Raw genomic sequence first — 5,338 nt, 5'->3', positions numbered from 1 at the left:
CCCGGCGGTGCGGTGGGGTCGTGCTCCCCGGCCTGCGGTTCCGGCGGGGCCGTGGGGTCGTGGTCCCGGGCCTGCGGCACCGGGGGCAGCTCGATCAGGGAGACGGGTGCGCCGGGCGCGGCCGTCATGCCGTCCAGGACCAGGACCAGCGCGTCGGCCAGCCACTCCATCAGCGCCGGGTCGAAGGCGTCCACGCGGTACTCCAGCGTCACCGCGATCCCCGCCGGCACGCCGCCGGGCAGGTGGTCGTCGGTCACGTCCACCAGCAGCTCGAACCTGGCCGCCCCGGTCCTGACCACCTCCACCAGCGACTCCACGCCGGGCAGCGCCAGTTCGGCGCGCAGGTTGTTCTGCAGCGCCAGCACCACGTCCACGAGCGGATGCCGCCCCGGACGCCGGACCGGGTTCAGCTCCTGCACGACCCGCTCGAACGGCGTCTCCTGGTGCGAGAACGCCGCCAGGTCGCCCGTCCGCACCCGCGCCACCAGCTCACCGGCCGTGGGATCGCCCGAGAGGTCGGTACGGAGCACGAGCAGGTTGACGAAGAACCCCACGAGATCGTCCACCGGGCCGCCGGACCGTCCCGCGACCGGCGCGCCGATGGGCAGGTCGGTCCCCGCGCCCGCCCGTCCGAGCACGACGGCCAGCCCCGCCTGCAACACCATGAACAGCGTGGCCCCGTGCCGCCTGCCCAGCTCCACCAGCCGCGCGTGCGATCCGGGCCCCACACGCCTGACCACGATCCCGGCGGCGGTCCCGGCCGGGGCGCGCGAGGTCCGGGGCAGCGCCGGCGACTCGGGCAGCCCCGCCAGGGCCGCGCGCCAGTACGCCAGGTCCGCGTCCGCGACGGCGTCCGCCCGCTCCCGGTGCCGCACGGCGTACTCGGCGTACCGGACGGGCAGGGGCGGCCAGGCGGGCGGTGTCGCGTCCAGCCGCGCCCGGTAGGCCAGGGACAGATCGCGCATGAACGGCGGCAGCGACCAGCCGTCCGTGGCGATGTGGTGCATGACCAGCAGCAGCGCGTGCTCGCCCGGCCCCGTCGCGAACAGCACGGAGTGGATGGGCAGCTCCGCCTCCAGGTCGAAGCGGTACCGGGCCGCCTCGGCGACCCGCTGCTCCAGTTCGGCGGCCGGCACTTCGACGACCGTGAACCCCGGCGTGGCCTCCCCGGCGGGCACCACCCGCTGGACGGGCTCGCCGTCGTGCCCGCCGAAGATCGTGCGCAGCGGCTCGTGCCGGGTCGCCACGTCCTCCAGCGCCCCGCGCAGCGCGGCCACGTCCAGGGGGCCGTGCAGGCGGACGAGCATGGGCATGTTGTAGGCCACGCCCGCGTCCACCTGGTCGAGGAACCACAACCTGCGCTGCGCCGCCGACAGCGGCACGGCGTCGCGCCCCGCGGGCCCGGCGGTCACCGCCGGCTCCTCAGCCCGCCCCGTCAGGGGGCCGACGTGGCGGGCGAGGGCGGCCACCGTGGGCGTCTCGAACAACGTCCTGACCCCCACCTCGGCACCCAGTTCGGCGTGGATCCTGCTGAGCAGCCGGGCCACCGTCAGCGAGTCGCCGCCCAGCGCGAAGAAGTCGTCGCGCACCCCCACCCGCGGCACCCGCAGCACCTCGGCGAACAGCCCGCACAGCGCCTCCTCCACCGCCGAGCGCGGTGCGCCCGCCCCGGCCGGCCCGTACGAGGGCGCGGGCAGCGCGGCCCGGTCCAGCTTCCCGCTGCCGGTCAGCGGCAGCGACTCCAGCGGCACGTACGCCGACGGCACCATGAAGTCCGGCAGCACGGCCGCCGCGTGCGCCCGCAACGCCTCGCCGTCGAGGGGCCGCCCGGGGGCGGCCCGGCCGTCGCGCGGCACCACGTAAGCGACCAGCCGCCGATCGCCCGGCACGTCCTCCCTGGCCACCACGCAGGCCCGGTCCACCGCCGGGTGCCCCGCCAGCACGGCCTCGACCTCGCCCGGCTCGATCCGGAACCCCCGCACCTTCACCTGCTCGTCGGCCCGCCCGACGAACTCCAGCCGCCCGCCGGGGCCGCGCCGCACCAGGTCGCCGGTGCGGTACATCCGCTCCCCGGGAGCCCCAAAAGGGTCGGCCACGAACCGCTCGGCGGTGAGCCCGGACCGCCCGGCGTAGCCGAGCGCCAGCCCGTCCCCGGCCGCGTACAGCTCGCCGACCTGCCCGGCGGCGACCGGCCGCAGCCGCGCGTCGAGGACGTGCACCCGCTTGCCCCGCAGCGGCCTGCCGATCGGCACGGGCGCGTCCGCCGGGTCCGCCGCGTCCACGGCGTGCGTGGTCATGAAGATCATGCCTTCGACCGGCCCGTACCCGTTGCGCAGGCGCAGCCCGCGATGCCGGTCGAGGGCGCGGCGGACGTGCGCGGGCGACAGGGCCTCGCCGCCGACGATCAGGTGGCGCAGCCCGGCCAGCGCGTCCGGGCACTCGTCCACGATCACGTTGAACAGGCTGCTCGACAGGTACATGGCGCGGACCACGTGCTCGGCGGCCAGCCGCGCCAGCACGACCGGGTCGGGCCGCGCGCCGGGGTACAGCACGCACGTCCCGCCCGACAGCAGCGGCCCCCACAGCTCCAGCGCGAACGCGTCCCACGACGCCGGCGAGCACTGCAGCCACACCGTGTCGAACGGCGCGTACTCCTGCCCGGTCACCGTGGCCGTGATCGCCAGGTGCGGCGCGGCGACCCCCTTCGGGCGGCCGGTGGAGCCGGAGGTGAACATCACGCAGGCCACGCCGTCGTGCCGGGCGGGGGCGGGCGAAGGCTCCAGGCCGTCCGGGGACAGCACCGCGGCGGCCCCGGCGTCGGCCGCCATGCCGCGCAGCCGTTCCTCGGGGAAGGACGGGTCGAGCACCATGTACGCGCCGCCGGCCTTCAGCACCGCCAGCAGCGCGACCACCAGTTCGACACCGCGTTCCAGGCGCACCCCGACCAGGCGGCCGGCCAGGTCGCCGCCCAGCCCGTCGCGGAGCCCGGCCGCCCGTGCGCCGGCGCGCGCGTCCAGCTCGGCGTAGGTGAGGCGCTCGGGGCCGCAGATCAGCGCCGTCCGGCCGGGTGTGCGCGCCGCCTGGGCCGCGAAGGCTTCGTGAACCCGCACCGTCACTCCCGGGTCAGGCTGGCCGGGCGCAGGTCCGTCCAGTGCGTCTCGATGTAGTCCAGGCACGCGGCGCGCGGGCTCGACGACAGCGCCACCCGCCAGCCCGCCGGCACGCCGATGTCGGCCGGCCAGAGCGAGTGCTGGTTCTCGTCGTTGACCAGGACCAGGTAGGCGCCGTTCTCGTCCTCGAAGGGGTTGGTCGTCATGTCAGCCTCCCGCGGGTTGCTTCTCGAGGTCGGGCGTCAGGACGTCGATGTGCCGCACGGCGCGGCGGGCCAGCCCCCACAGGGCGGCGCCGGCGCCCAGCAGGCCGGCGATCAGCAGCATGGCGGCCATGCCGCTGCCGGGGCCGGCGCCGACCAGGGGGCGCAGCAGCCCGGCCAGGCCGGTGCCGGCCGCCGCCTGCGGCTCGAAGACGTGGTCCGCGAGCGGCCCGGAGAAGGCCATCGCGACCGGGGAGGAGATCTGTGAGACGAACATGACGGCCCCGAACACCCGTCCCTGCCGGTCCTCGGGCACCTTCGTCTGGATGATCGACTGCATCGAGCCGTTCACGATCGGCATGATCAGCGCCCCGGCGAGGATGGCCGCGGTCCAGGCCACCACGCCGTCCACCATGGCCATGGCGATCTGCGCGCTCAGGCACATGCCGACGACGCCGAGCATCATGCCGCGCACCCGGTTCCGCGGGCCGCCCCAGGCGGCCAGCAGCAGCCCGCCCGCGATGCCGCCGACGCCGATCCCGGCGTTCACACTGGCCAGGACGGAGACGTCGCTGCCGGTCCTGGCCAGGATCATGGGCTGCACCACGGCGAAGCCGAACACCATCACCAGGTTCACCGTGAAGAACACGAGGATCAGCCCGCGCAGGCTCGGCCGGGCGAACAGGTAGCGCAGCCCCTCCAGCGAGTCGGCGCCGAGCCGCTTGGGCGTGCCCGCCGCGCCCGGCCGGTCGCGGTCCATCCGCACCAGCCGGACGGTCAGCAGCGCCACGGCGAAGCTGACCAGGTCGATCCAGAGCACCGCGCCGAGGCCGCCGGTGACCACCAGCAGCCCGGCCAGCGCGGGCCCGCCCACGTCGGCCACGCTCTTGGCGGTGGCCAGCAGCCCGTTGGCGCGCTGGAGTTGCTCCTTGCCGACCAGCAGCGGCACCGCCGACGACAGGGCGGGGAACTGAACGGCGGCGCAGGCCCCGAGCAGCGCGACCGTCAGGTAGACCTGCCACAGGTGCAGGTCGCCGAGGAAGTAGACGGCCGCCAGGCCCGCCACGGCCACGAGCCCGCCGAGGTCGGCGAGCTGCAGCGCGGTGCGCTTGCGGCAGCGGTCCACGATCGCGCCCGCCGTGGGGCTCAGCAGCATCTGGGGGAGCACCGCGCACAGGGAGAGCGCGACGACCTGCGTGGCCTGGTGGTCGGTGGTCCACGCCTGAATGACCAGGGAAAAGCGGAGCACGGAATTACCGACCAAGGTAACGACCTGGCCGCTCCAGACCATGCCGAATCTGCCCATTCCAGCAAATCGCTGGAAGAAGCGTTTCCGCTGGGACGAGGGAGGTTGACCCATATGCCCGAGGCCCTTCTGGTAAAAGGAACCTTAAAGACGTCCCGCTTCTCACGGCTGTCTCTTTCGGTACCTTCACACACAATTTCGAGCACGAGCAATAAGCTATTTGTGGTCTGGCAATTACCCCGCGTCAACGGGTGAGGTCAACCAGGCGCAGGGCCTCCGAAGCCACCGCCTGACGGAGCTCCTTGATCCCGTCCCGGCCCCGCACGGGGTGGACGGCGTTCGTCAGCAGCACCGCGGTCAGCCGCCGGGCGGGGTCGATCACCAGCGAGGTGCCGGTGAAACCCGAGTGCCCGTACGCGCCGTCGCCCAGCGGGCCGGCGAAGCCCGGGTCGCCGATCCGCACGCCCAGCCCGTGCCGGAAGGGCGCGCCCCCGGCGCCCTGGTCGCGGGTCATCTCGGCCACGCTCGCGGGGCGCAGCATCGGCCCGCCGCCGCGCCGCAGCGCCTCGCCGAAGGTCAGCAGGTCGTCCGCCGTGGCGAACACGCCGGCGTGCCCCGCCACGCCGCCCAGCGCGTACGCGGTCTCGTCGTGCACCTCGCCGCGCACACAGCCGGGTCCCGGCCGTCCGGCCTTCCACTCGGTCGCCGCGATCCGCTCCACGGCGACGAGCCGCTCCGCGGGCGCGGCAGCGAGCGGGTCTGGGGGTGGGGAGGTGAGC

The 5,338-nt window shown here is 75.0% G+C and carries 4 protein-coding genes; all 4 read right to left on the bottom strand.

Translation table 11 applies throughout. The features are described 5' to 3' along the window. Positions 1-3,110, bottom strand: a 3,110-nt coding sequence (locus FAF44_RS51825; protein ID WP_237110884.1) for an AMP-binding protein, incomplete at its 3' end; no start/stop codon positions are given. Between the two features lie 2 nt (positions 3,111-3,112). Further along, positions 3,113-3,316 (bottom strand): MbtH family protein, encoded by a 204-nt coding sequence (locus tag FAF44_RS51820; RefSeq protein ID WP_237110883.1) that lies wholly within the window; start codon positions 3,314-3,316, stop codon positions 3,113-3,115. A gap of 1 nt (position 3,317) precedes the next feature. Then, positions 3,318-4,604, bottom strand: coding sequence for an MFS transporter (locus tag FAF44_RS51815; RefSeq protein ID WP_272896208.1), 1,287 nt, complete (start codon positions 4,602-4,604; stop codon positions 3,318-3,320). Between the two features lie 199 nt (positions 4,605-4,803). Then, positions 4,804-5,338: serine hydrolase (locus FAF44_RS51810; RefSeq protein ID WP_237110881.1), on the bottom strand; the 535-nt coding region annotated here is incomplete at its 5' end.

The sequence above is a fragment of the Nonomuraea sp. MG754425 genome (genome assembly GCF_021699195.1).
Lineage (GTDB): Bacteria > Actinomycetota > Actinomycetes > Streptosporangiales > Streptosporangiaceae > Nonomuraea.
Note: the sequence above shows the minus strand (reverse complement) of the source record. Positions and strands in the feature narration are given on the sequence as shown.

Bases quoted from the DNA above. Each gene is read 5' to 3' on its own strand.
- FAF44_RS51815 (WP_272896208.1), bottom strand. From the start codon at position 4,604: ATGGTCTGGAGCGGCCAGGTCGTTACCTTGGTCGGTAATTCCGTGCTC.
- FAF44_RS51820 (WP_237110883.1), bottom strand. From the start codon at position 3,316: ATGACGACCAACCCCTTCGAGGACGAGAACGGCGCCTACCTGGTCCTG.